Below are 24226 nucleotides of genomic sequence, written 5' to 3'. Positions count from 1 at the left end.
CCCGGCCTAACAGATCTTCCGGTTCATCGTATTGCCCGCATAGTTGACGATGATCCGAATGCAGGTGTTGGCGGGCGCATACACCGCCGGGGTGAAGAACTGTTGCGGCGCAGCCGAATAGGAGGGTGATGCCTGCCATCCGGACGCCTGCGACCAGATGCGGGCACTGCCGGCCAGGCCACCCGGCGTGGCGACCTCAAGCCAGTTGTATCCCGACGGCGACAGATACAGGATCACCACCGCATTACCGAGGGGCATCCGCCAGACCTGTCGACCGTTGGCGGGCAGGACCGGCGCCGACGGCGCGGCCGACAGCGGGGCAGGCACCTGCGACGGCACGACGGACGGCGCGGAGACGACCGAGGATGCGGGGAGGGACGGCGCTGCCGCGTTCTCCGCCGGTTCGTCGGAGGCCGTGGTTGTGAGGAACCATCCGCCGACGCCGAGCAGGGCGATCACGAGAACCGCGATGACGGCGATCAAGGCGTAGGTCGACGCTCGGGAGGTCCCCCGGACCGGTTGCGTCGGTATCGGTGCAACCGGCTCGCGGGCGGTGCGCACCACCGTGGGCTGACTGAACTCCGTCGTGGGTCGCGCTGTGGGTACCTGGGGCGGTGCACTGACGAGACCAGCCGGATCGAACCCAGCCGGATCGAGCCCCGCCGGATTGACCGCGGTCGCCATTCCTGCCGCCGGTGGCTGGTGCACGGCGCGCCGGGCATCGGCCACGAGCGTCGCGGCATCGGGATGGCGATCCGCCGGATCCTTGGCCATGCCCCGCCCGATCACCGCGTTGACCGGTGAGTTCAGCGGCGCCGGGAACTGTTGAAGGTGGGCGGAGATGATCTGTTCGGGATTCGTCAGCTGCGCGAAAGGTGCTTGGCCGGAGAGGCATTCGTAGAGAACGCCGGTCAGTGCGTAGATGTCGGCGGGCGGGCCGACGGTGTCGTCGGCGAATCGTTCCGGCGCCATGTAGCGAAACGACCCGATCGCATACCCGGCCTGGGTGAAGCGCGTATCCGAATCGGTCATCGCCAGTCCGAAGTCGACGAGGTAGGCGAAGTCGTGCCGATCTACAAGGATGTTGTCCGGCTTGACATCCCGGTGGGTCAGGCCCTCCTGGTGCGCGGCATCGAGGGCGGCGCCGATCTGCTCGACGATGTGCAGGGCGCGTTCGGGAGGCAGCGGGCCGTCCTCGGCGAGCACCTGGCGCAGGTCGCGGCCGTTGACCAGCCGCATGTCGATGAAGAGTTGGCCGTCGATCGTGCCCCAGTCGTGAATGGGGATGACGTGCGGATCATTCAGGGCCGCAGCCATGTGCGACTCGCGAATGAAACGGTCCCGAGCGGTCGGGTCGTCGTTGACCGTGCGGCTGAGGAGTTTGATCGCGACCGTGCGACCGCGTCGCGTGTCGGTGGCCCGGTACACCTCACCCATCCCGCCGCGACCGAGCAACTCCTCGAGCCGATACTGTCCCAGCATGGTTCCCGCGCGGTCGGTTCCTGACGGGAACATCGGGGTGTCGCTCCTGGAGTATCTCGGGCATAGGGCTGCCAGAGGAGCTTCGGACACTACCACTGAGGGCCGTCTGTGGCGATCATCCAATCGGACGAAAAGGACAGGTCGGGGTGAATGAATCTCGCTTCCGGGGTGCACTGGCACGGCACGTGGCCTCTACTCTGACCACCACGTGAAGGCCGTGCCATGTAAAGGCCGCGACAGAGGTGAAGGGAAGACGACGACGTGAATCCAGGCGATCCGAACCAACCGCAACAGACCTGGGCTGCCGGGCAACCGGCACCCGAGACCGCTGCGCCGGGAGTCCCGGGTGCGGTGCCCGGTCAGTACGCCGCGCCCGGCCAGTACTCGAGTCCCGGGCAGGTGCCCTATCCGCCCTCGCAGCCGGTGCCACAGCAACCCATGCCGCAGCAGCCGGTGCCGTCGGGACAGTGGGGTGCCCAGCCCGGTCCGCAGGGCTGGGGTGCGACGCCACCGCCGGCCCCGGCCCGTCAGTTCGATGCGCGGGCACAGATGCCGTCACTGCTGCTGATCGCGTCCAGCGTCGCCGGTCTGATCACCTACTTCATGGGCTTCGTCAGCTGGGTGGTTCCCGACAACTCGATCCCGGACTCCGAGATCGAGAACTGGGCGGAGGACTATGCGAACGGGAGCTCCGGCGTCCCGGGATTCGCGTCGTATGAGATCGTGCTCAACCCGGGCAAGTTCCTGATCGTGTTGGGCGCCATCGCGATTGCCGCCGCCCTGGTCCTGATACCCCGGTTCCGTAAGGCCGTGCCGTTCCTTGCGGTGGCCGCCGCCGGGGCCTGGCTGGCGCTGTTCTCCGCCGCGGTGACGACGACGTCGGTTCCGGTCATCGGCATCGGTGCCGGTGCCATCGTGGCGTTGATCTTCGGCTTCCTCCAGGTGGGGTTGCTCCTCGGAGCGGCGGTTCTGGGCGGGTTGCGCAAGGAGTGAGGTAGGGGTGGCGGGGGACGGGTGGTGGGCACCGAGCCCACCACCCGCGTCGGTCAGATCCCGAGAGCGTCGCGTCGCTCTGCCAGCGCTTCCCGGTACCTCTCCACATTGGCCATCTTGATGTGCTCGTAGCCGCGCACCATGTCGGGTAGGTCGGCCAACGCCACCGCGGCCGGGATCTCCTCGGCACCGATCCGACCCGATGCAAGTCCGGTGCACAGCGCGTCGAGCAGCTCGCGGTATTCGACGATCAGCGCGCGTTCGGTGCGTCGGATCTCGTTGTGGCCGAACGGGTCCAACTTGGTGCCGCGCAGTTTCTTCATGCGGCTCAGTGCGGTCATCCCGGGCTTCGCCCATGCGCCCAGCGAGATCTTCTCCTTCATCCCCAACGCCCGCAGCGTCGGCGGATGCAGCCGGATGGCGACCTTGGCGTCCGGGCCGTACTGGTCGGCGATCTGCGCGGCGAAGGCCGGATCGGCGGACAGGCGGGCCACCTCGTACTCGTCCTTGTAGGCCATCAACTTGTACAGATTGCGCGCCACCGCGTCAGTGAGAGCGTCACCGGCGCCGAGACGATGCACCCGCGCGATGTCGTCGACGTAGCGGCGCGCGTAGCGTTCGTCGGCATAGTCGACGAGATCGTCGGCGCGCAGTGCGATGGTTTGCGCCAACTCGTCGGTGATGGTGCCCAACGTCGAAACCCATGCGCGCGCACGATCGCTGGGCTGCGTCGCCGCCAACTGCGGATGCAGCCGGGCGATCTCGGTGCTCACCGCATCCTGGTCGGCGACGGCCTGGCGGCCACGCCGGAAGGCCTGGATGTTGGCGGCCACCGCGACGCCGTTGAGGCCGATCGCGCGCTCGATGGAAGCCGCGGTGATCGGCAGCGCCCCGGACTGATAGGCGGCACCGACGGCGAGCATGTTCGCGTACTGCTCATGCCCGAACAGGTCCGTGGACAGTGCTCCCGGATCCAGATAGACGGTGCGTGCCACCCGTGGCTCGATGACGTCGTGAATCTGCGTGTCGGAGGGGAATCCGACGGAGGTGTCGACGACCATCGACCCGGTCGGGATGCGGGTGGTGGAGACGACCGCGGTGGTGCGCTCCGGCGAGGTGACCTTGAGGTTGGTGGCGTCGGCACCGACCAGCGAATCGCAGGCCAGATACAGATCGCAGGTGCCGCCGGCCACCTTGGCGGCCAATTCGATGGGCCGCGAGGAGATCTTGATGTCACTGACCACCGCGCCGCCCTTCTGCGCGAGGCCGGTCATGTCGACGGTGCGGGCGGCGTGACCGTCGAGATTGGCCGCGGTCGCCAGCACCTGGGACAGGGTGACCACGCCGGTGCCGCCGATACCGGTGATCCGGATGGTGGCGACGTCGGTGTCGACCCCCAGGCGTGGCCGCTGAAGTGCCGGTGGGGCAACGGTATTCGCGTCCAGGTCGGCGGCCACAGCCCCGATGGCGCGCGTCGCGGTGCCCGGCGTCACCGTGACGAACGACGGGCAGTCACCGCTCAGGCACGAGTAGTCCAGGTTGCAGGAACTCTGATCGATACGGGTCTTGCGGCCGAACTCCGTCGGAACCGGATGCACCGACAGACAATTGGACTTCTCGCCGCAGTCACCGCACCCCTCGCAGATGCGTTCGTTGATCATCACCCGCGTCGTCGGGGTCTCGACGGTGCCGCGCTTGCGCTTACGGCGCTTCTCCGCGGCACACGCCTGATCGTGGATGAGGACGGTGACACCACTGATCGCGGCGAGCTCCCGCTGCACGTCGGCGAGATCGGCCCGCGGACGCACCTCGACGCCACGGGCGAGACCGGCCTTGCGGGTGCGCGTCACGTCATCGGAGGTGACGACGATCTTGGCGACATTCTCGGCGGCGAGAAGTGCGGTGATGCGTCCCAGGCTGAACTCGCCCACCGGATCCTGACCGCCGGTCATCGCCACCGTGCCGTTGTACAGCAGCTTGTAGGTGATGTTCTCACCCGCGGCGACCGCCGCGCGGATGGCCAGTGAACCCGAATGGGTGAAGGTGCCGTCGCCGAGGTTCTGCACGAAGTGATCGGCGGTGACGAACGGTGCCATGCCGATCCACTGCGCGCCCTCGCCACCCATCTGGGTGACGCCGGCGACATCGCCCACCTGATGCGGGTCCATCAGCAGAACCATGGCGTGGCAACCGATTCCGGCGCCGACCAACGTGTCGTCGGCGACCTTCGTCGAGCTGTTGTGCGGGCATCCCGAGCAGAAGTACGGGGTACGCACGGCCAGCGGGAGTTCGATGCGGGTACGTCGACGAGACGAGCGGTCGAGCCAGTCGATGGCCTCGTCGACGTGATGATGCCGCGCCAGGCGCATCGCGAGTCCGCGGGTGACTGCGTCGACGTCGAGTTCACCGAAGCGGGAGAACAGCGTTGAGCCGTTCTCATTGACCTTGCCGACGATGTGCGGGGCGATCGGGTCACGAAACAGGATGTCGCGCATCATCGTCTCGACGAAGTCACGCTTCTCCTCGACGACGATCACCTCGTCGAGGTGTCCCGAGGCGGTGTCGGTGATGAAGCGCCGCAGGATGTCCTGCTCGAGCGGATAGACCATGCCGAGTTTGAGAATCCGGATACCGAGGCGATTGAGGTCGGCCTCGGTCAACCCCATCAGATGCAGCGCCTCGCGGACGTCGAGATAGGTCTTGCCCGCGGCGACGATCCCGATGCGATCGTCGCTGCTGCGCACCGTGATCCAATTGAGGCCGTTGAGGCGGGCGTACTCCAGGGCACGGGGGAGGCGGGTGGTGAGCTGATTCTGTTCCAGCTCCATGAGATTCGCGCCGAGCAGGCGGCCGGACGGGATGTGCGGGCTGCGTCCGAGGGCGCCGTAGCGGGGATCGACCCGGGTGGGATCGAGCTGGACGGTCGACGCGCCGTCGGCCACATGCGCGGAGATCTTCAGCGAGGTCCACAGACCACTGGCCCGGCTCATGTGCGCCGCGTGCACCCCGAGATCGAGGATGTCCTGCGAATCGGCGGGATAGAGGATCGGGATGTAGAGATCGGCCAGGGCCATCTCCGATGCGCACGGCACCGTGGAGCTCTTCGCGCCGGGATCGTCGCCGACCAGGGCGACCGCGCCGCCGTCGGGATGGGTGCCGATGATGTTGGCGTGGCGCAGGGCGTCGGATGCGCGGTCGAGGCCGGGTGCCTTGCCGTACCAGTAGCCGACGATGCCCGAGCGGGCCTGACCGGCGGCGTCCGGGGCGAGCCCGGTGACCTGCGCGGCGACCTGCGATCCCATCACCGAGGTCGCGGCGAGCTCTTCGTTGAGGCCGGGGCGGTGGACGATGTCGAGGGGTTCGAGGAGCGCCCGGCGCTTGGCGAGCTCGAGGTCGTATCCGGCGAGGGGGGAACCTTCGTAGCCGGAGATGAAGGAGGCGGTCCGCTGATTCATGCGTCGATCGACGAGAGCGCGATCACGCACCATGCGGACGAGGGCGGCGATGCCGCCGAGGAAGACGGTGCCCGACTCGCGGACGTAACGGTCTTCCAGACCGCTGGTCGCGGGGGCATGCGGGGCGAGGGTCATGGGTTTACCTGGCCTTCTGTAGTTGTGGCGCGCGAACCGTGGGTGTCGGTCCGCCGTCGTGCGTGATGGGCCCGGGGGTGGTGGGCTCACCCACACCATACGAAAAATCGTGATGGCCGTCACGTCCGGGTGGAGAATGGTCGATGTGCAGCAGAGCCGATGAAAAAACGGCGGGCGCGTGACAGTGGGCAGTGACGTACGCTACAGTCACTTCAGTTAATTGTCACTAACTGAAAGGGAGCTGGTGGGTCCGACAGTCACAACCTCCGCCCCGACCACGGGTCCTCGCGCCGTCCACCTGTCCAATGTCGCCGAACTCCGCGAGAAGCTGCGGACCGCGGCTGCCGGCGGTGGCGAGCGTGCCCGGGCGCGCCACGAATCCCGCGGCAAACTCCTCCCGCGCGCCCGCGTCGACGGACTCCTCGACGTCGGATCGCCGTTCCTCGAGGTCGCCCCGCTCGCCGCGATCGACATGTACGACAGCAAGGTGCCCTCCGCCGGTGTGGTCGCCGGGATCGGGCGGGTGGCAGGCCGCGAATGCATGATCATCGCCAACGACGCCACCGTTTCCGGCGGCACCTACTACCCGATGACGGTGAAGAAACACCTGCGTGCCCAGGAGATCGCTGCCGCCAACCGGCTGCCGTGTATCTATCTCGTCGACTCCGGTGGCGCGATGCTGCTGCAGCAGGACGAGGTGTTCCCCGACCGCGAGCACTTCGGCCGGATCTTCTTCAATCAGGCGAACATGAGCGCCGCGGGCATCCCGCAGATCTCGGCCGTGCTCGGCTCGTCCACCGCCGGCGGCGCATACGTGCCCGCCATGAGTGACGAGACGGTCATCGTGCGCAACCAGGGCACCATCTTCCTGGCCGGCCCGCCGCTGGTGAAGGCGGCGACCGGCGAGGACGTCACCGCCGAGGATCTCGGTGGCGGTGCCATGCACTCGTCGGTGTCCGGGGTGACCGATCACCTCGTCGACAACGACGAGCAGGCCCTGGCCAAGGTCCGCGAGATCGTCGCGACCCTCGGACCGCGCGACCCGGCTCAGTGGGAACTGACCGCGGCGCAACCCGCCACGCGGCCCCAGACCGACATCTACGACGTCGTCCCCACTGACCCACGCATCCCCTACGACGTGCGCTCGGTCATCGAGATCCTCGTCGACGGTGGCGAGTACACCGAATTCAAGGCGAACTACGGGACCACCCTGGTCACCGTCTTCGCCCATCTGCACGGGCACCCGGTCGGCATCATCGCCAACAACGGGGTGCTGTTCAGCGAATCCGCGCTCAAGGGAGCACATTTCATCGAACTGTGCGACCAACGCCGCATCCCGCTGATCTTCCTGCAGAACATCACCGGCTTCATGGTCGGACGCGCCTACGAGGAAGGCGGTATCGCCAAGAACGGTGCCAAGATGGTCAACGCCGTTGCCTGCGCACGCGTCCCCAAGCTGACCGTGATGATCGGCGGCTCCTTTGGCGCCGGCAACTATTCGATGTGCGGACGCGCATACTCGCCGCGTTTCCTGTGGAGCTGGCCCAACGCCCGGATCTCGGTGATGGGCGGACCGCAGGCCGCCGACACCCTGGCGACGGTGCGCCGCAACCAGATCGAACGCTCCGGGGGCGAGTGGTCCGCCGACGACGAGGACGCCTTCAAACAACCCATCCGCGATCAGTTCGAACACCAATCCGATGCGTACTATTCGACGGCGCGACTCTGGGACGACGGCATCATCGATCCCGCCGACACCCGCACCGTCCTCGGCCTGGCACTCGAGGCCTGCCGATACGCCCCGTTGACCGATCCGCGCTACGGCGTCTTCCGGATGTGAGGCAGGCAATGTCTGTGACTTCTGAAATCCCCTCGACCACAGGTGAACACATCGATGACGATCGAGGCGTGTCCGCCGCTCCGCGCGTGATCCGCACCGTGCTGGTGGCCAATCGGGGCGAGATCGCCTGCCGCGTCATCGCCACCCTTCGTCGGCTCGGGCTGCGCAGCGTGGCCATCTACTCCGACCCGGACGCCCACGCCCGTCACGTGCGGGAGGCGGACACCGCCGTGCGAATCGGACCGGCGGCGGCGACCGCCAGCTACCTCGACATCGACGCGGTCGTGCGCGCCGCCCAGGCGACCGGCGCCGACGCCGTCCACCCGGGCTACGGATTCCTCTCGGAGAACCAGCAATTCGCGGCGGCACTGGCCGCCGCCGGGATCACCTTCATCGGCCCGCCGGCATCGGCCATCGCCACGATGGGTGACAAGATCACCGCCCGCGCCGCCGTCACCGAACGTGGTGTGCCGGTGGTACCGGGTCTGTCTCGTCCCGGGCTCACCGACTCCGACCTCATCGCCGCCGCCCCCGAGATCGGCTTCCCGGTGCTCATCAAGCCGAGCGCCGGTGGTGGCGGCAAAGGCATGCACCGGGTGGAATCGGCTGCGGGACTGCCCGATGCGCTGACCCGCGCCCGCCGCGAGGCGGCCGCCGCCTTCGGCGACGACGCCCTGTTCCTCGAGCATTTCGTCGACACGCCCCGGCACATCGAGGTGCAGGTGCTCGCCGACACCCACGGCAACGTCATCCATCTCGGTGAGCGGGAATGCTCGCTGCAACGGCGCCATCAGAAGGTCATCGAGGAGGCGCCGTCGGCGTTGCTCGACGCCGCGACCCGCGATCGCATCGGGCAGGCTGCCTGCGACGCCGCGCGCAGCGTCGGTTACACCGGCGCCGGGACCGTCGAGTTCATCGTGTCGGCGCACCGACCCGACGAGTTCTTCTTCATGGAGATGAACACCCGACTGCAGGTGGAACACCCCGTCACCGAGATGGTCACCGGAATCGACCTGGTGGAGCAGCAGATCCGGGTGGCGCGCGGTGAGACGCTGGCCATCGCGCAGAGCGACGTCACCTTCACCGGGCACGCCATCGAGGCCCGGGTGTACGCCGAGGATCCTGCAAACGGCTTCCTGCCCACCGGCGGTGAGATCGTCGCACTCGCCGAACCCGATATTAGTGCGGGACAGGGCGTGCGACTGGACTCGGCCATGCTGCCCGGACTGGTGGTCGGCAGTGACTACGACCCGATGCTGGCCAAGGTCATCGCCCACGGGGCCGATCGCGCCGAGGCCATCGAACGACTCGACCACGCGCTCAGCGACACCCGGGTTCTGGGAGTGGTCACCAACATCGACTTCTGTCGCTACGTCCTGGCCCGCCCCGAGGTTCAGGCGGCCCGCCTCGACACCGAGCTGCTGGACCGTCTGGCGGCCGATTACGTTGCCCCGGAACCGGTTCCCGAGGCGCTCGCACTGGTCGGCCTGGCCCGCGTGGGGCAACGACGTACCGACGACGTGTGGGATGCGGCGGTGGGCTTCCGGATCGGCGACCACGCGCCGGTCATCAGCAGGCTGTCGGCGGGAACGCATTCGCGGACGGTGTCCGCGGCGGTGCACGGAGCAGACGATCGGTGGGTGACCGCGGATGTCACCATCGTCGATGCGGACGAGGAGAACGCGGCGCCACCGTGGTCGGCGCATGTCGAATACCTTGCCGCGCATGCGACCACCTCCGGTCGCACCGCCCGGCTGATCGTCGACGGCATCAGCCAGCAATGGTCGCTCGCCGAGATCGGCGACCAGTGGTGGGCAGGCGGGCCACAGGGAACCTGGATCGTCCAGCTGACGCGCACCACCCTCGATGCCGATACTGGTGAGGCGGCCGGCGACATCGCCTCGCCGATGCCGGGCACCGTCGTCGCCGTCGCGGCGTCCGACGGCGACGAGGTCACCGCCCGAACCGCGATCGTCGTCGTAGAGGCCATGAAGATGGAACACAGCCTCACCGCGCCCGTCGACGGGACCGTGACGGTCTCGGTCGCGGTGGGCGACAAGGTGTCCGCGGGCCAACTCCTCGCGCATGTCGACGCCCATCACGACCCCGCGGCGGATCGGTCATGACGATCGCGGCCGTCATCGCACATTCGCCCGAGTTCATCACACGCACAAAGGAACCCCAGCCATGGAGTTGACCCAGGACTACCTCGACCTGATCCACACGGTGCGTGACTTCGCACAATCGGTGGTGGCACCGGTCGCGGCGAAACACGATGCCGAACACAGCTTCCCGTATGAGGTCGTCGCCCAGATGGGCGCGATGGGACTGTTCGGACTGCCCTTCCCCGAAGAGGAAGGCGGAATGGGCGGTGACTACTTCGCGCTGTCGCTGGCCCTCGAGGAGCTCGGCAAGGTCGATCAGTCGGTGGCCATCACCCTTGAGGCCGGTGTGAGCCTCGGTGCCATGCCGATCCACAAGTTCGGCAGCGACGAGCAGAAGCAGCGGTGGTTGCCGTCGCTGACCGCCGGTGAGAATCTGGCCGGTTTCGGACTCACCGAACCGGGTGCCGGCTCGGACGCAGGTGCCACCGCCACCACCGCCAAGGACGACGGCGATTCCTGGATCATCAACGGCTCCAAGCAGTTCATCACCAACTCCGGTACCGATATCACCTCGCTGGTCACCGTCACCGCGGTCACCGGTACGAAAGACGATGGACGCAAGGAGATCTCGACGATCATCGTCCCCACCGACACGCCGGGATTCGTCGCCGAACCGGCGTACAACAAGGTCGGCTGGAATGCCTCGGACACCCATCCGCTGACCTTCACCGACGTGCGGGTCCCCAAGGAGAACCTCCTCGGGGTGCGCGGACGCGGGTACGCGAACTTCCTGTCGATCCTGGATGAGGGCCGAATCGCGATCGCCGCGTTGGCCACCGGCGCCGCGCAGGGCTGCGTCGACGAGAGCGTCAAGTACGCCAAGGAACGTCAGTCCTTCGGCCGGCCGATCGGGGAGTACCAGTCGGTGTCGTTCGCCATCGCACGTATGGAGGCCCGCGCGCACGTCGCCCGCACCGCCTACTACGACGCCGCGGCAAAGATGCTGGCGGGCAAGCCCTTCAAGAAGGAGGCGTCGATCGCCAAGATGGTGGCCAGTGAGGCGGCGATGGACAATGCGCGGATGGCCACCCAGATCCACGGGGGCTACGGCTTCATGAACGAGTACCCGGTGGCGCGGCACTACCGTGACTCCAAGATCCTCGAGGTCGGCGAGGGCACCACCGAGGTGCAGCTCATGCTGATCGCCCGGGAACTGGGGTTCGCATGAGTGAGCAGCAGACGCCCACCCGAATCGTGCAGCGCGGACTGTGGTTCGAGGAGTTCGAGGAGGGCACCATCTACGAGCACCGGCCCGGGCGGACCGTCACCGAGGCCGACAACGTCCTGTTCACGACGCTGACGATGAACACCCAGGCACTGCACCTCGACGCCGCGTGGTCGGCGCAGCAGCCCGGTTTCGGTGGACAGCGGCTCATCAACTCGATGTTCACGCTGTCGACCATCGTGGGATTGTCGGTGTCGCAGTTGACCCAGGGCACATTGGTGGCCAACCTCGGGTTCTCCGAAGTGGCCTTTCCGGCACCGCTGTTCGCCGGTGACACCCTGTACGCGGAGACCGAATGCACGGGTATCCGCGAATCGCGGTCCCGCCCCGGTGAGGGCGTGGTGAACCTGCTGCATGTGGGGCGTAACCAGGACGGGGTGGTGGTGGCGCGGGCCGCTCGTGCGACGCTGGTTCGGCGGCGTCCCCTCCAGTGACGACGGGGCGTCGGAGAAGAGTGTCAACGATGACGACGACGGAGGAGCGCCCGATAACATGACCTCGCAACCGGTGGAATCGTTCGGAAAGTCCTGGCTGCCAGGGGGACCGGCGATGTTGTTCTGTCCCGCCGACCGGCCCGAACGCTATCAGAAGGCCCTCGAACGGTCCGACGTGGTGATCCTCGATCTCGAGGACGCGGTGTCCCCGGAGAACCGGGTGGCCGCCCGCGAGGCCCTGGTCGCCCATCCGCTCGACCCCGATCGGGTGGTGGTCCGCATCAATCCCGCCGGCACCGGCGACTACCGGCGTGACCTCGCAGCGCTCGGCGACACCAACTACCGGGTGGTGATGCAGGCGAAGTCGGAGACGGCCGAGTCGATCACCGAGACCGCCTTGCAGACGATCGCCCTGATCGAGACACCGGCCGGGGCGGTCCGCGCCCACGAGATCGCCGCCGCCGTCAACTGCATCGGATTGATGTGGGGCGCCGAGGATCTGGTCGCCGGGCTCGGCGGCAAGTCGAGCCGCTTCGGCCCGGAGGAACGCAACCCGGGAACCTACCGCGACGTGGCCCGCTACACCCGGTCGGTGGTCCGCCTCGCCGCCGCGGCCGCCGGCAAGTTCGCCGTCGACGCGGTGCATCTGGATTTCCGTGACACCGAGGGCCTGGCCCTCGAGGTCACCGACGCGGTGGCACTCGGATATGTGGCCACCGCATGTATCCACCCGTCGCAGGTCGAGACGATCCGTGCCGGCTACACGCCGACCGACGACGAGGTCGCCTGGGCCCGGCGCGTCATCGACGGATCGGCGGACTTCGGGGGCGGTGTCTTCAGTATCGACGGGCAGATGATCGACGGTCCCGTATTCCGCCAGGCCGAGGCGGTTCTCTCGCGTGCGGCCACCACCACCGAGTCAACGAAGGAAGAGTGAACCGATGTCCGAACTGGCCTACGCCCATGGCGAATCCGAGCCTGCCCTGCTGACGGAGACGATCGGGCAGACCCTGGCGCGGATCACCGCCGACCACGGTGATCGCATCGCCCTCATCGATGCGCCCAGCGGTCGGCAGTGGACCTACGCGGAGTTCCGGCGGGATGTGCTCGCCCTCGCGGCGGGGCTGGTTCGGCTGGGTGTCCAGGCCGGTGACCGGGTCGGACTGTGGTCACCCAACCGCGCGGAATGGGTGTTCACCCAGTACGCGACCGCGGAGATCGGGGCGATCCTGGTCAATCTCAACCCCGCCTACCGGCAACACGAGATCGAGTACGCGCTGACCCAGTCCGGCGCGAGCGTCGTCGTCGCCGCGTCGAGATACAAGGACTCCGACTACGCCGGGATGCTCGCGGCCGCCCGCCCGAACGCGCCCGAGTTGCGTGAGGTGATCCTGTTCGACTCGGCGGAGTGGGCGTCGGTGACGAGCACTCCGACCGATGCGGAGCTCGACGCGGTGGCCGAGCGGGCCGCGTCGTTGCGTCCCGACGACGCCATCAACATCCAATACACTTCCGGCACAACAGGGTTCCCGAAGGGTGCCACCCTGTCGCATGCGAACATCGGCAACAACGGCTACCTGGTGGGTGAACTGCTCAACTACACCGCCGATGACCGGATCTGTATCCCGGTGCCGTTCTATCACTGCTTCGGCATGGTGATGGGCAATCTCGCCGCCACCAGTCACGGTGCGGCCATGGTCATCCCGGCGCCCACCTTCGATCCCGAGGCGTCGCTGCGGGCGGTCGCCGAATACGGTTGCACCAGTTTGTACGGCGTCCCCACCATGTTCATCGCTGAACTCGCCCTGCTGGATTCGGGAGCGGAGTTCGATCTGTCGACGTTGCGCACCGGCATCATGGCGGGCTCGCCGTGCCCCGAACACGTGATGCGCCAGGTCGTCGACCGCATGCACATGAGCGAGGTGTCCATCTGCTACGGCATGACCGAGACCTCGCCGGTGTCCACGCAGACCCGCGTCGACGACGAACTGTCCCTGCGGGTCGGCACCGTCGGGCGGGTGGGTCCGCACCTGTCGATCAAGGTGATCGATCCGGTGACCGGCGAGACCCTGCAGCGCGGCGAGACCGGCGAATTCTGCACGCGCGGTTACAGTGTCATGAAGGGATACTGGAATCAGCCGGACAAGTCCGCCGAGGTACTGGTGCCCGACGCCGACGATCCCGACGGCGGACCGTGGATGCGCACCGGCGACCTCGCGGTGATGGACCCGAACGGCTACGTGCGCATCACCGGCCGCATCAAGGACATGGTGATCCGCGGTGGTGAGAACATCTATCCGCGTGAGATCGAAGAGTTCCTCTACACCCATCCCGACATCCTCGACGCCCAGGTGATCGGCGTTCCCGACGCGAAGTACGGCGAGGAACTCATGGCGTGGATCCGGTTGCGGGAGGGCGCAACCGAACTCACCGTCGACGACGTCCGGGACTTCGCGACCGGACAGATCGCCCGGCACAAGATCCCGCGCTACGTCCACGTCGTCAAGGAGTTCCCGATGACGGTCACCGGAAAGGTTCGCAAGGTGCAGATGCGCGAAGAATCCGTCGAGATCCTGGGACTGCTGCGATGACCGGAAGCGTCCCGGACGTGGTCGAGGTGGGGGAGACCGCACAACTCGACGCCTTCGCGGCGGCCGTCGCCGACCGGTACGGGGTCGACGTCGGCGACTACGCGTCGCTGTGGGAGTGGTCGACGACGCGGCCCGCCGAGTTCTGGCGGGCCGTGTGGGAGTTCTACGCATTGGTGGAGATCGGCGGAGAACTCGACGACGGCGATGCTGCGGTTCTCGCGTCCACGAACATGCCGGGATCGCAATGGTTTCCGGGCGTTCACCTCAACTACGTCGATCAGGTGTTGCGTCATGCGGTGACCATCGGGTCGGCCGACAGTGCCCGCGCGGCGATCGTCGGAATCGACGAGGACGGCGTGCGGTCGGAGGTGACGTGGGCGGAGTTGCCGGACCTCGTCGGGAGATTGGCCTCGACGCTGCGCGGGTTGGGAGTCGGGGCCGGTGACGTCGTCGCCGCCTACCTGCCCGACGTGCCCGAGGCGGTGGTGGCCTTCCTCGCGACCGCCTCTCTCGGTGCCATCTGGTCGGGCTGCGGGCAGGACTACGCACCCGAGGGAGCGGCCGGCCGACTCGGCCAGCTCGAACCCAAGGTCCTGTTCAGTGCCTCCGGGTACCGCTACAACGGCAAAGATGTCGACAAGGTCGCCGACAGTGCGGCGCTGGCGTCGTCGCTGCCCGGCCTGGTGGCCCACATCGTGGTGGGAGATGCTGCGCGTCACCAGGATTCGGGCGTTCGGGTGCTCTCCTATGTGGAAGCCGTGGCCGCCGACGCGGTGGTGCGGCCGGAGCCGGTGCCCTTCGACCACCCGCTGTGGGTGCTGTTCAGTTCGGGTACCACCGGACGGCCGAAAGGGATCGTGCACGGACACGGCGGCGTCGTCCTCGAGCACCTGAAGGCCGCCGGTCTGCATGCCGGGCTCGGCGAATCCGACGTGTTCTTCTGGCAGACCGCGCTGAGCTGGATGATGTGGAACTTCCAGGTGGCCGGTCTGCTGTGCGGGTCGACCATCGTGTGCTACAGCGGATCTCCGCTCTATCCGGACGCCGACCATCTGTGGCGGATCGTCGCCGACGAGAAGGTCACGTATTTCGGCACGAGCCCCGGACAGTTGCAGGCGTCGCGTAAGGCGGGACTCGTGCCCGGACGTGATCACGACCTGTCGGCGTTGCGTGCCCTGGGAAGTACCGGATCGTCGCTGGCCGGCGACCTGTTCGACTGGGTCGAAGAGAATGTGGCACACGGACTTCCCGTCTCGTCCATCAGTGGGGGCACCGACGTCGTCACCGCGTTCGCCGGCGGATCGGTCGGGGTGGCGGTGGTTCCCGGTGAACTCTCGGTGCGCTATCTCGCTGTGGCACTGGAGAGTTGGGCGCCGGATCGGACGCCGCTGATCGGTGAGGTCGGCGAGATGGTCATCACCGCACCGATGCCGTCGATGCCCGTCGGATTCTGGCGCGATGACGAAGGAAAGCGCTATCGCGCAGCATATTTCGAGCATGAATGGACCGACGGTGGGGCCGACTCGTCCCCGGTGTGGCGGCACGGCGACTGGGTGACCGTGACCGATCGCGGATCGCTGATCATCCACGGACGCAGTGATGCGACGTTGAATCGTCACGGAATCCGGATGGGTTCGGCCGACATCTACGAGGTCGTCGAGAGCATCGACGAGATCGCCGAGGCCTTCGTCCTGGGAGTGGACGGACCCGACGGCGCCTACTGGATGCCGCTGTTCGTCACCCTCGTCCCCGGAGCAGAACTCGACGACGACCTGCGCGCGCGCATCGCCGCCGACGTCCGGAAACGGCTGTCGCCGCGCCACGTCCCCGACGAGGTGATCCTGGCGCCGGGCATTCCGCACACCCGGACCGGAAAGAAGCTCGAGGTGCCGGTGACCTCGGTGCTGGCCGGTCGTCCCGTCGACATCGACCCGCGGTCCGTCGACGATCATTCGCTGATCGACTGGTACGCGCAGCAGGGCGCCCAACATCGGTGGTGAGCCCGCGATCGTCGGGCTTCCCTGTCGTTGACAGCGCTCTCCCTGGCGTTGACAGCGCTTTGCTGGTCGTTGACAGCGCTTGCCTCGTCGACGTTCCGACGGTGATCGCTGCTGATTCGACTGTGTGACAAGCACTCCCGACGTCCGGTGGCGGTGTGGAGAGCGCTGTCAACGTCGACGAGAGCGCTGTCAGTGAGGAGGAGAGCGCTGTCAGTGGAGACCAGAGCGCTGTCAACGTCGACGAGAGCGCTGTCAGTGAAGAGGGGAGCGCTGTCAGTGAGGACGAGAGCGCTGTCAACGACGCGGGGTCATTCAGGCGACCGAACCGCGGGTCGGGATTGCCGGAATGATCCACAACGTCGACGTCGGCCCTGTGGCCCGTGCGCGAGATGTATTAGCGTGGTCAAAAGTGTGCCCCGGGGTGCGGTGAACGCATGGCGTTCGGGGGTGCAGCGAAACCAAGACGTCTTTGTGGCAGGAGAAGTAGATGACCTACCCATCCGGAGGTGCCGGTTACGGGCAGCAACCCGATCCGGGACAGTCCTATGGACAGCAGGGCGGGGGATACTCCCAGCCCGGCGATGCGTCCGCGTCCCAGGGCTACGGGCAGTACGGCCAGGGCTACGGTGATCCGTCCACGTACGGGCAGCAGAGCTATCCCCAGGGATACGGCCAGCAGGGCTATGGCGACCAATCGGGCTATGGCCAGCAGGGATATGGCCAGCAGGGATACGGTGATCCGTCGTCCTACGGTCAGCAGGGATACGGCCAACAAGGGAATGGCCAGCAGGGCTACGGCCAGCCCGCCGCTCCCAAGCAGCCGTTTGCCGGGTTCCCGCCGATCGTTGCACCCGTGCTGGCCGCCACCATCGGTGTCCTCGGCGTGGTCGTGTTGTTCTGCGGTTTCGCCGCAGGGCTGACCGGAAGCGAGACGGATCCGTTCACCGGCCAGGAAGTCCAGGGGTCCATCGAACTGTTCGCGAGTTATCTGAACGCGGCCTACGTCCTTGTCGTCCTCACCGGATTTCTCGCCTTCACCGGGCTGCTCAAGTCCTATCGTGTGGCTCCGGCAGTCGCAGCGGCGTCGGTCGCCGGGGTGTTCATCACGATCCTCACCTACGTCGGCTCCGATCTGCAGGAGAACACGGAGCACGGCGCGGGCGCCATCATCCTGCTCGTGCTGTCGATCCTGATCTTCCTGCTGGCCATCTTCTGGTTGCTCCTCGACCTCAAGGTCATCAAGACCGCACCCGTGCCCGACGCGACCGCCGCCGGAGCCACCGCAGCCACTGTCACCGACCAGGCGTCCACCGACCCGACCGCACCCGCCGCGTCGGCATACGGCCAGCCGGCCGGTTACGGAGCGGTGTCGCAGCCGCAGGCCACCAGCGTCATCCCGGCCGGTTCCGAGCATGCGACGACGGTGTACCCGTCCGCGGCAGCGTCGGCTCCGGCCGCGTCGACCCCGGCAGCGGCCACGCCGGCCACGGCCTCGCAGCCGGGGACGGCCGCAGCCCCGGCGCCGTCCGCCTATGACCCGTCGGCGTATGCCGGATACGGTCACGGTCAGCACGCGGCCGCATCGCCGTCGACGCCCGGAGCCCAGGTCCCCGGTGCCTCCGTTCCCGACGCCTCGATTCCCGGCGCGTCGTTCCCCGGAACCCCGGGAGCGTCGGCGAGTCCGCAGGCCGCCGGCGAGGCCACACCCGGTTCGGAGAACGCGACGTCGATCTTCCAGAAGCCGGAGCCGCCGAAGGCCCCGTGAGCGACGCTCAGCACATCGACATCGGCCCCCGATCCCTGCCGGGATCGGGGGCCGACTCGTTTCTCCACGGGTGTCGTCGGTCGCTTTCTGCTGACGACGCGGCGCGTCTACGGGACCTCACTGGTCACACATGTCACTCTCGATTCGATGCCCACGCTCAAATCCGTCCCGGTCGCCGACAACCTCGCATCCCGCCTCCGTGATGTGCGGCGGGCCCGTCGCGCGCAGACGGAGGCGACCGAACACCGGCCACGTGAACTGGTTCTGATCGCCTTCGCCGTACCGGTCATCACCACCCTGGCCTGCCTCGTCATCGTGTTGGCCGTGCTGCTGATGGCGGGGAGCGGACTGTCCGGCGTGGGTGCGGCAGTCGCCACCTGTTGGCTGGCGATCAACCAGACCCCGATCACCGTGAGCGGTGTGACCGTCGGGGTGCTCCCGCTCCTGCCCACCTTCCTCGTCGCCGGGGGCACCGTGAAAGTGGTGGCGTCCAGCGGTCGCAGTCGCCGTCGCCTGCCGGAGCTCGTTTCCGCGGGTGCTGCCGCGGTCGGCGGGTCACTGCTGGTCACGGCCATCGCGCTGGCCGTGGTGATGGACGGGTCGTCGTCGCTGCCGATCCAGAGTCCGAGCCCGCTCAAGGCGTTCGCGCTGACCCTGCTGATCCAAGGGCTGGCCGCCGGACTCGGCGTGATCCTGGGACACCGCGATCTGCGCGACCGGGCGAGCGCCGCCGATCGGCGGGGAATCCGCTACGGCGTGGTCGCCGTCCTCGCGCTCTTCGCGGCCGGCGGACTGTTCGTCGTCCTCCGCCTCGTGCTGCGATTCCGTGTTCTGTGCGACCTGATCGCGACCGGCGTCGACTTCGACGGCCATCTCGGTCTGACGATGCTGTCGATCCTGTACCTGCCCAACATCATGATCGGGGCCGCCGCGGTGCTGGTCGGCTCGCAGGTACATGTGGGGCCGGTGTCCGCGGATCTCTTCGCGGTGCGGGGTGGTTCGGTACCCCCGCTTCCCGTCCTGGCCGTGCTCCCGACGCAGTCGGTGTGGTGGGCCGCATTCGGGTTGGTCGTGCCGGCCGCCATCGCTATGTTCGCGGCGTGGAAATGCCGGTCGGCGGATCTGGCCGGGTACGCGCGGTCGGTGGGGATGGCCGCAGCCCTCGCCGCCACGGCAATGGTGTTCTTCGGGTGGCTGGCCGGCGGATCGCTCGGCGAGATCGGGACGACCGGGGTCACGGTGGTCACCGCCGGCGTGTTCACCCTGGGATGGTTCGCCGCGGCCGGAATCGTTGTCGCATTGATTCACAACATCGTGCCCATGCTGCGCCGTGGTTCCGCCCCTGTCGCAGACGACGATGACTGGCTTGACGAGATGGACTTCGACGACGACTACCTCGCCGAGGACTACGACGACGACTACGACGAGGATTACCTGGCCGAGGACTACGACGAGGCGGCCGCGGACGACGAACTCCGGGACGACGAGGCCTGGGACGACCAGGACCCGGACGACGAAGCCGTTCTGGATGCGGAATCGGTCGACGGTGATGACGAGCCAGTCGATGTCGCCGCTGATCGGGACCCGCAAGACATGGCCGCCCCGACCGCCGACGACCGCGTCGACGCCGCGCGACACCGTGCGGGTCCGCGTTCCGATCCCGCCGACGAGTGGGATGAGGACGGCGATGGGGAGTGGGACACCACCACACGTGATCTCGGCCATTCCACCGGCGACCGGCAGGCCCCGACCCAATCTTGATCGAACGATCGTCATGCCGCCCCGGCGCATCCGGGTCGGTGCCCGCCCACTAGGCTTTGCGTCGTGACACCTGCTCCATCCGACGGCACCTTCGCCCCGCGCGCGGCGATCGTCGTGATGGCTTCGGGAACCGGGTCGTTGCTTGAGGCGATCCTGGCGCGGGCCGCCGGTCCGGCGGCGCCGTTCACGGTGGCCGCGGTCGTCGTCGACCGTGATTGCCGCGCAGGCGACCTCGCCGCGCAGGCCGGCATCAACGTCCTCACCTGCAAGGTCGGTGATCACCCTGATCGTGCGGCGTGGGACGTCGCGTTGCGCGATGCGGTGGCCACGGTCGGACCCGACTGGGTTGTCACGGCAGGCTTCATGAAGATCCTTGGGCCGAGTTTTCTCGAACGGTTCGCCGGCCGGATCGTGAACTCGCATCCGGCATTGCTGCCCGCGTTTCCCGGGGCGCACGGTGTGGCCGACGCACTCGCCTACGGGGTCAAGGTCACCGGCACCACGGTGCACCTCGTCGACGCCGGCGTCGACACCGGCCCGATCCTGGCGCAGGTCGCGGTGACCGTCGACACCGGGGACACCGAAGAATCCCTGCACGAACGCATCAAATCGGTGGAGCGCGTGCTGCTCACCGACGTGGTGACAGAACTTGTCACCCGAGGAGTTGTCATCGACGGACGAAAGGCCCACATTCCGTGAACGCACCGAGCACCGACGCGACTCGTCGCCCCATCCGCCGCGCACTGGTCAGTGTCTACGACAAGAGTGGACTCGCCGAGCTCGCGGCCGCGCTGAACGCTGCGGGCGTGGAGATCGTGTCGACCGGTTCGACCGCCAAGACGATCGCCGCCGAGGGCATTCCGGTGGTCGAGGTCGCAGACGTCACCGGTTTTCCGGAATGCCTCGACGGTCGCGTGAAGACCCTGCATCCCAAGGTCCATGCCGGCATCCTGGCCGACAGCCGCAAGCCCTCGCACGTCGAGCAACTCGCCGAATTGGGCGTTGCCGCTTTCGATCTCGTCGTCGTGAACCTCTATCCGTTCACCGACACCGTCAATTCCGGTGCCACGCCGGACGAGTGCATCGAGCAGATCGACATCGGCGGTCCGTCGATGGTTCGTGGTGCGGCCAAGAACCATCCGAGCGTCGCGGTGATCGTCGACCCCAACGACTATGACGCGGTGGCCGCCGCTGCCGGGGCGGGCGGATTCACCCTCGCCGAACGACAGGGATTCGCCGCCAAGGCATTCCGGCACACCGCCGAGTACGACGTGGCGGTGGCGTCCTGGATGTCGGAGGTGGTCTCGCCCGCAGCGGACGGCTCGGAGTTCGGTGAGTGGGCCGGTGCGACCTACCGTCGTTCGGCGGTACTCCGCTATGGCGAGAATCCGCATCAGGCCGCAGCGCTGTATCTGTCGACCTCCGACTACGAGGGTCTGGCGTCGGCAGAACAGTTGCACGGCAAGGAGATGAGCTACAACAACTACACCGACTCCGATGCGGCGTGGCGTAGTGCCCATGACTTCGACGTCCCGGCCGTCGCGATCATCAAGCACGCCAACCCCTGTGGCATCGCCGTCGGCGCCGACATCGGTGAGGCGCACCGCAAGGCGCACGCCTGCGACCCGGTCAGTGCCTACGGCGGTGTGATCGCGGCGAATCGTGAGATCACCGTGGAGATGGCCGAACAGGTCGCCGAGATCTTCACCGAGGTCATCATCGCCCCCGGTTTCGCCGACGGTGCACTCTCGGTTCTGCAGCGCAAGAAGAACATCCGCATCCTGCGTGCGGTTCCCCCGGTCCGCGGCGGCATCGAGACCCGTCCCATCACCGGTGGTCTGCTGATGCAGGACCGCGACATCCTCGACGCCGACGGTGACGATCCCGGCAACTGGACCCTCGCGGCCGGTGCCCCCGCCGATGATGACACCCTCGCCGATCTCGAATTTGCTTGGCGGGCATGCCGTTCGGTCAAGTCCAATGCGATCCTGCTGGCCAAGGACGGCGCGTCGGTCGGTGTCGGCATGGGTCAGGTCAACCGCGTCGACTCGGCACACCTCGCGGTCACTCGTGCGGGTGAGCGTTCGGTGGGCAGCGTCGGTGCGTCCGACGCGTTCTTCCCCTTCCCGGACGGCCTGCAGGTCCTCATCGCCGGGGGAGTCAGCGCCGTGGTCCAGCCGGGTGGATCGATCCGCGACAACGAGGTGATCGAAGCGGCGAACGAGGCCGGGATCACCCTGTACCTCACGGGTGCACGACATTTCGCACACTGACCGACCTGCGGCGCCCACTCGACGGGATATGGCGCCCACTCGACGGGATATAGCGCCCACTCGACGGGGTATTGCGCCCACTCGACGGGATATAGCGCCCACTCGACGGGAAATGGCGCCCACTCGACGGGGCCGCGGGTGAGCGTTCTCGAATTCGGTTTGCTGATCCTGGCGGGCTTCGGGGCGGGTCTCATCGGGTATGTCACCGGCCTGGCGTCGGTGGTCAGCTATCCCGCGCTGCTGGCCGTCGGCCTGAGCCCGATCGCGGCCAATGTCACCAACACCGTGGCGTTGGTGACGGTCGGCGTCGGCAGCATGGGGCAGTCCGGTCGGATTCTGCTCGACGGTGACCGTCGTCGCCTGTACACCGGCGTGGTCGCGTCGCTGATCGGCGGAACCGTCGGTGCGCTCATCCTGCTGCTCGCCCCGGCCGACAGTTTCAAGATCATCGTTCCCTACCTGGTGGCGCTGGCCGCGGTGGCGTTGCTGATCCAGCCGCAACTGCGGCGCATCGCCGCCAAACATGCCGACCGCCCGTGGATCTGGTTCCTCGGGCTCGGTATGATCTCGGTGTACGGCGGCTATTTCGGGGCCGGCGCGGGGATCCTGCTGCTGGCCCTCGCGCTGGTGGTGACCAACGAACCGCTGTGGCGGGCGACGCTGTTGAAGTCACTGTTTCTCGGCGTCGCCAATCTCGTCGCCGCCATCGGGTTCGCCTTCTTCGGGCCGGTGCATTGGCCGGCGGCATTCGCGATGGCCATCGGATGTCTGATCGGTGGGTGGTGTGGACCACCGGTCGTCAAACGCCTGCCCGCCGGGCCGTTGCGGATCGCGGTCGGGATCGGCGGACTCGGCCTGGCGGTGTGGCTCGCCGTCAATCCCTGACGGTTCGGTGTTCGAGGGTTTTTCCCACGCTGACGCCAACCCTTCGCCGATGTGCCGGGACCGGATAAACAGGTGGGGTGACCCGATCCAGCCGACCCGCCTCGACGTGCCGCCCGTCGTCATCCGTGCGACACTTCGCTCTACCAGCGGTCGGTCGATGCGGATCTCGATACGCGCTTCGACGGCGGCAGGGAAGGTACGCGATGACTCGGTACGGCATCGGCCATCGCATGAACTGGTCGGACGGTTCGCATCACGGATCACCACCGTGGGCTCTCGGAATCCCCGGAATCACTCACCTGCATCCGAGAAGGAACCCGCATGACCATCTCCATCCCCGGCCGGCCCGCTTCTGACGCGATCGTCACCTCCGGTGTCGAACTCGACATCGACGAGTTCGGCCCCAGTTTCGGTGCCGAGATCCGCGGCACCAACGCGGCGCTGGCCACCGACGACGAGGTCCGCGCGATCCGGGCGGCACTCATCGACTACAAGGTGTTCGTGCTGCGCGATCAGCACCTCGACGACGCCCAGCACATCGAGTTCGGTCGCCGACTCGGCGATCTCACGATCGGACATCCGGTGTGGGACAGCGGGGATGTGCCCGACGAGGTGTACGCCCTCGACAGTGCCGACAACGGTTTCGCCGACGTCTGGCACACCGACGTCACGTTCATGCCGCGTCCGCCGATGGGATCGATCCTGCGCCCGGTGGTGTTGCCCCGCAACGGCGGTGACACCAACTGGGCCGATGCCGAACTCGCGTATCGGTCGTTGTCGGAGCCGGTGAAGGCGCTCGTCGAGCAGCTCCGGGCGGTGCACGACGGTAGCCGGGAATTCGGGTACTACCTCAAGCAACGGCGTAGCGGGCGTGGAAATGTCTGGGACGGAAAGGAAGTCACCGAGCTTCCGCCGGTGAGCCATCCGGTGGTGCGCGTGCACCCGGAGACCGGACGTAAGTCGCTGTTCGTCAACCCGGGCTTCACCTCCCACATCGAGGATGTGTCCGACGCCGAGAGCCGCGGCATTCTCGATCTGCTGTATGCCCACCTCGCCAAACCGGAACACATTGTGCGCCACCGCTGGCGTGCCGGTGACCTGGTGCTGTGGGACAACCGCAACACCCTGCACTACGCCAACCGCGACTACGGCGACAACCGCCGCGTCATGCATCGCATCACGTTGCGTGGCGATGAGCCGCGCGGGGTCGCACGCTGATCCG

Annotated in this window: 16 protein-coding genes; 14 read left to right on the top strand and 2 right to left on the bottom strand. The window is 67.4% G+C overall.

Features of this window, described 5'->3' with window-relative positions; translation table 11 throughout:
* Positions 1-6: 6 nt before the first annotated feature.
* Complete coding sequence (locus ABLE94_RS17260; RefSeq protein WP_348809382.1) at positions 7-1515, bottom strand: serine/threonine-protein kinase; 1509 nt, start codon at positions 1513-1515, stop codon at positions 7-9.
* A 228-nt stretch (positions 1516-1743) separates the two neighbouring features.
* On the opposite strand from ABLE94_RS17260, the gene ABLE94_RS17255 reads away from it, so the two are divergent.
* Entirely contained in the window at positions 1744-2475 is a 732-nt protein-coding gene (locus tag ABLE94_RS17255) for a DUF5336 domain-containing protein (RefSeq protein ID WP_348809381.1), read from the top strand.
* 53 nt (positions 2476-2528) lie between these two features.
* Here ABLE94_RS17255 and ABLE94_RS17250 read toward each other — a convergent pair whose 3' ends face one another.
* Positions 2529-6065 carry an indolepyruvate ferredoxin oxidoreductase family protein gene (locus tag ABLE94_RS17250; protein WP_348809380.1) on the bottom strand — a complete coding sequence of 1179 codons (3537 nt, stop codon included), beginning with the start codon at positions 6063-6065 and terminating at the stop codon, positions 2529-2531.
* A 244-nt stretch (positions 6066-6309) separates the two neighbouring features.
* Here ABLE94_RS17250 and ABLE94_RS17245 point away from each other — a divergent pair, with 244 nt between their 5' ends.
* The 13 genes from ABLE94_RS17245 to ABLE94_RS17185 all read left to right on the top strand — a co-directional run bounded on the left by ABLE94_RS17245 (position 6310) and on the right by ABLE94_RS17185 (position 24222).
* Positions 6310-7905 (top strand): carboxyl transferase domain-containing protein, encoded by a 1596-nt coding sequence (locus ABLE94_RS17245; RefSeq protein WP_348803039.1) that lies wholly within the window; start codon positions 6310-6312, stop codon positions 7903-7905.
* Positions 7906-7913: 8 nt separating this feature from the next.
* Positions 7914-10031: an acetyl/propionyl/methylcrotonyl-CoA carboxylase subunit alpha gene (locus ABLE94_RS17240; protein ID WP_348809379.1), complete on the top strand. Its 2118-nt coding sequence runs from the start codon at positions 7914-7916 to the stop codon at positions 10029-10031.
* A gap of 61 nt (positions 10032-10092) precedes the next feature.
* Positions 10093-11238 carry an acyl-CoA dehydrogenase family protein gene (locus ABLE94_RS17235; protein WP_348803037.1) on the top strand — a complete coding sequence of 382 codons (1146 nt, stop codon included), beginning with the start codon at positions 10093-10095 and terminating at the stop codon, positions 11236-11238.
* The gene (locus tag ABLE94_RS17230; RefSeq protein ID WP_348803036.1) at positions 11235-11729 is read left to right on the top strand and encodes a MaoC family dehydratase; all 495 of its coding nucleotides are present in this window, start codon (positions 11235-11237) and stop codon (positions 11727-11729) included. The genes ABLE94_RS17235 and ABLE94_RS17230 overlap by 4 nt, the downstream gene beginning before the upstream one ends.
* 58 nt (positions 11730-11787) lie before the next feature.
* Positions 11788-12666 (top strand): HpcH/HpaI aldolase/citrate lyase family protein, encoded by an 879-nt coding sequence (locus tag ABLE94_RS17225; protein WP_348803035.1) that lies wholly within the window; start codon positions 11788-11790, stop codon positions 12664-12666.
* Between the two features lie 4 nt (positions 12667-12670).
* Complete coding sequence (locus ABLE94_RS17220) at positions 12671-14320, top strand: AMP-binding protein (protein WP_348803034.1); 1650 nt, start codon at positions 12671-12673, stop codon at positions 14318-14320.
* Positions 14317-16320: an acetoacetate--CoA ligase gene (locus ABLE94_RS17215; RefSeq protein ID WP_348803033.1), complete on the top strand. Its 2004-nt coding sequence runs from the start codon at positions 14317-14319 to the stop codon at positions 16318-16320. The genes ABLE94_RS17220 and ABLE94_RS17215 overlap by 4 nt, the downstream gene beginning before the upstream one ends.
* A gap of 487 nt (positions 16321-16807) precedes the next feature.
* A complete protein-coding gene (locus tag ABLE94_RS17210) occupies positions 16808-18085 on the top strand; it encodes a DUF5336 domain-containing protein (protein ID WP_348809378.1) in 1278 nt (425 codons plus the stop codon).
* 147 nt (positions 18086-18232) lie between these two features.
* Positions 18233-19846, top strand: coding sequence for a cell division protein PerM (locus ABLE94_RS17205; RefSeq protein WP_348803030.1), 1614 nt, complete (start codon positions 18233-18235; stop codon positions 19844-19846).
* A gap of 117 nt (positions 19847-19963) precedes the next feature.
* Entirely contained in the window at positions 19964-20545 is a 582-nt protein-coding gene (gene purN / locus ABLE94_RS17200) for a phosphoribosylglycinamide formyltransferase (RefSeq protein WP_348803213.1), read from the top strand.
* Positions 20542-22119, top strand: a complete 1578-nt coding sequence (purH, locus tag ABLE94_RS17195) for a bifunctional phosphoribosylaminoimidazolecarboxamide formyltransferase/IMP cyclohydrolase (protein ID WP_348803029.1) — start codon at positions 20542-20544, stop codon at positions 22117-22119. The genes purN and purH overlap by 4 nt, the downstream gene beginning before the upstream one ends.
* Positions 22120-22257: 138 nt before the next feature.
* Entirely contained in the window at positions 22258-23004 is a 747-nt protein-coding gene (locus ABLE94_RS17190) for a sulfite exporter TauE/SafE family protein (RefSeq protein WP_348803028.1), read from the top strand.
* 321 nt (positions 23005-23325) lie between these two features.
* The gene (locus ABLE94_RS17185; protein WP_348809377.1) at positions 23326-24222 is read left to right on the top strand and encodes a TauD/TfdA dioxygenase family protein; all 897 of its coding nucleotides are present in this window, start codon (positions 23326-23328) and stop codon (positions 24220-24222) included.
* Positions 24223-24226: the final 4 nt, after the last annotated feature.

Origin of the sequence: Gordonia sp. VNK1 (assembly GCF_040049135.1) — a bacterium.
GTDB classification, from domain to species: domain Bacteria; phylum Actinomycetota; class Actinomycetes; order Mycobacteriales; family Mycobacteriaceae; genus Gordonia; species Gordonia oleivorans.
The sequence above is the reverse complement of the archived record's forward strand: the minus strand, read 5'-3'. Positions and strand labels throughout refer to the sequence as shown.